The following is a 1,855-nucleotide window of genomic DNA, read 5'->3' as shown; positions in this document are numbered from 1 at the left end:
CGCCGGATATTCGTAGAGCTCCCGGTAAGCGTTTTCCGGCAGCGCCACCATCCCCGGCGTCTCCGCCCCCGGCACCATCTGCGGCGTCTCGAAATTCCAGTCCCGGCCCGCCCGCTTGCCGGGGACGGCCTCGTCAGGGCCAGCATGACGCACAGCCACGGCTCAGTCAGCTGGTCTCACCAAAATCCGGGCCGCAGAGAGGCCTGCATGCTGCGGGCGTTGCCCGGCGTGATGTCCCAGCGTTGCGGATTGTGGCGCTCGACCTCGATCCGGACCCGGCCGTTGACGCGGTTGTACTTCAGCAGGACGCGGCAAAGCGTCTCTGGAACCGAACCAAGGACAGCGTCCAGATAAGCAAGGACGGCCGGCTTGACGGTCAGAACCGGGAGAGCGACCGCCCACCACGCAGACATGTCACCATAGGCATAGCCGCTGTTGCCGAAGTTTCGCCCGCCGCGAGTTGTGGAAAAGATCATCGACAGCTCGTGCCAGCGCGGATCGTCCAACTCGTCGCATCCCAGCACGGCTTCGACAATCGCATTCAAATGCGCGCGCCGGGCCGCGAGCGAGATGGGCTCGGATCTTGCCGACGGCATGCTTTCACCACCTCTCGTCACGGTGCTGAAGATCCAAGATTGGGCTGAAGATCCTGGACGATTGTGTCAATGTTTGCCGGCGTTACCTGCCAGCGAGCCGCGTTTTCATACTCGAAATCAGAGTTGAAACGACCAGTATCCCGATTAAACTGGAATAATAGCTTGATAATGCCTGTGTCGCCCTCTTGTCGAAGCCGTTCGCGATAGCGGTTTAGCGAAGGTCGGACCAGCCTAGGGGTAACCGCAAATGCCCTCCAAGCCCCGTCGGACGCGTATGCATATCCATAGGTCTGATCAACGTCGCCGTCTTTGTCATAACCAACGACGAGCGAAAATTCGCTCCAGTTGAAACCGTCCAGCTCTCCACTGGCGATTATTTCGCGAACGACGCCCGCCGTATATTCAGTTTCATTTGACATTTACTTCATATCTTTGAACGGAACTCTCACGAAAGTTTGGCCAGATTCGTTTTTAAATTCTTTCTTATTCGCGTATTTTTCAACACCGGTTTCAGGATCGACGACCTTATAAGACACGTCAAATGATTCTGGGCGAACTGAGCCTGGCGGTTAGACAGATATGTCGTAGTCGACCCGATACCCCTTTCTCAGCCAGTCAGCCCACTCATTCTCCATCGTCTTCCAAGCACATGTATTCAGGTTGCTCGCCTGCGGCGCAATGCCCGCATCTGGTGTATCCACCATGAAACGATGACCGACGAGGTGGCCTCCATGATCGCCGTCGTTTCCGAGTTTACCAACGGCGGTCGCATTGTCTTTTCGGCCGCCGGCACCAAAGGCCGTGCAATGGCCGGCGCCGTTCGACGGAACAGCGTCGCCTACAACCCCAGCCTTGCCGCAAAGCACGATGCTGTATGGCGCGGTGCGCCGGCTGCGGTAAGAGGAAGGGCTCCGGCCTTACCCCCCCGCTCGCTGGCGCCTATTCGAGCACTCCAACAGCCATTTTCGGAGATGTCCAGTTAGAGCGTCGGGCGATTAATCAGCGACATAGCCTGCGGTCTTGAAATAATTCCAGCATTCGTCGGGCTCGAAGAGGTCGCAGATATCGCCGAGGGCTCGCCAGAGGTCGTCGGTGGTCCGGGCTTTGGCTTTGCGCAGAAGGGTTTTGAGCTTGGCGAAAGCCATTTCGATCGGGTTCAGGTCCGGCGAGTATTTCGGCAAGAGCAGGCGCCAGGCGCCCCGTTCGGCGAGCGCCTTGGCCGCCCGGGGGCTCTTGTGGACATTGAGATTGTCCATGAT

The 1,855-nt window shown here is 58.4% G+C and carries 4 protein-coding genes; all 4 read right to left on the bottom strand.

The genetic code is table 11. The features are described 5' to 3' along the window. Positions 1 to 176 precede the first annotated feature (176 nt). Positions 177 to 596 carry a hypothetical protein gene (locus J1C48_RS18645; protein ID WP_207259503.1) on the bottom strand — a complete coding sequence of 140 codons (420 nt, stop codon included), beginning with the start codon at positions 594 to 596 and terminating at the stop codon, positions 177 to 179. 17 nt (positions 597 to 613) lie between these two features. After that, positions 614 to 1,015, bottom strand: coding sequence for a hypothetical protein (locus tag J1C48_RS18640; RefSeq protein ID WP_207259502.1), 402 nt, complete (start codon positions 1,013 to 1,015; stop codon positions 614 to 616). A 150-nt stretch (positions 1,016 to 1,165) separates the two neighbouring features. Beyond that, on the bottom strand, positions 1,166 to 1,462 hold the full coding sequence (locus J1C48_RS19320) for a DNA/RNA non-specific endonuclease (protein ID WP_207259501.1): 297 nt from the start codon (positions 1,460 to 1,462) through the stop codon (positions 1,166 to 1,168). 129 nt (positions 1,463 to 1,591) lie between these two features. Beyond that, positions 1,592 to 1,855 (bottom strand): transposase (locus J1C48_RS18630; RefSeq protein ID WP_207259500.1); only part of this gene is annotated, 264 nt, incomplete at its 5' end.

This window comes from Jiella flava, assembly GCF_017349315.1.
In the GTDB taxonomy this organism is placed as follows: Bacteria; Pseudomonadota; Alphaproteobacteria; order Rhizobiales; family Rhizobiaceae; genus Jiella; species Jiella flava.
The sequence above is the reverse complement of the archived record's forward strand: the minus strand, read 5'-3'. Positions and strand labels throughout refer to the sequence as shown.

Bases quoted from the DNA above. Each gene is read 5' to 3' on its own strand.
- J1C48_RS18645 (WP_207259503.1), bottom strand. From the start codon at position 596: ATGCCGTCGGCAAGATCCGAGCCCATCTCGCTCGCGGCCCGGCGCGCG.
- J1C48_RS18640 (WP_207259502.1), bottom strand. From the start codon at position 1,015: ATGTCAAATGAAACTGAATATACGGCGGGCGTCGTTCGCGAAATAATC.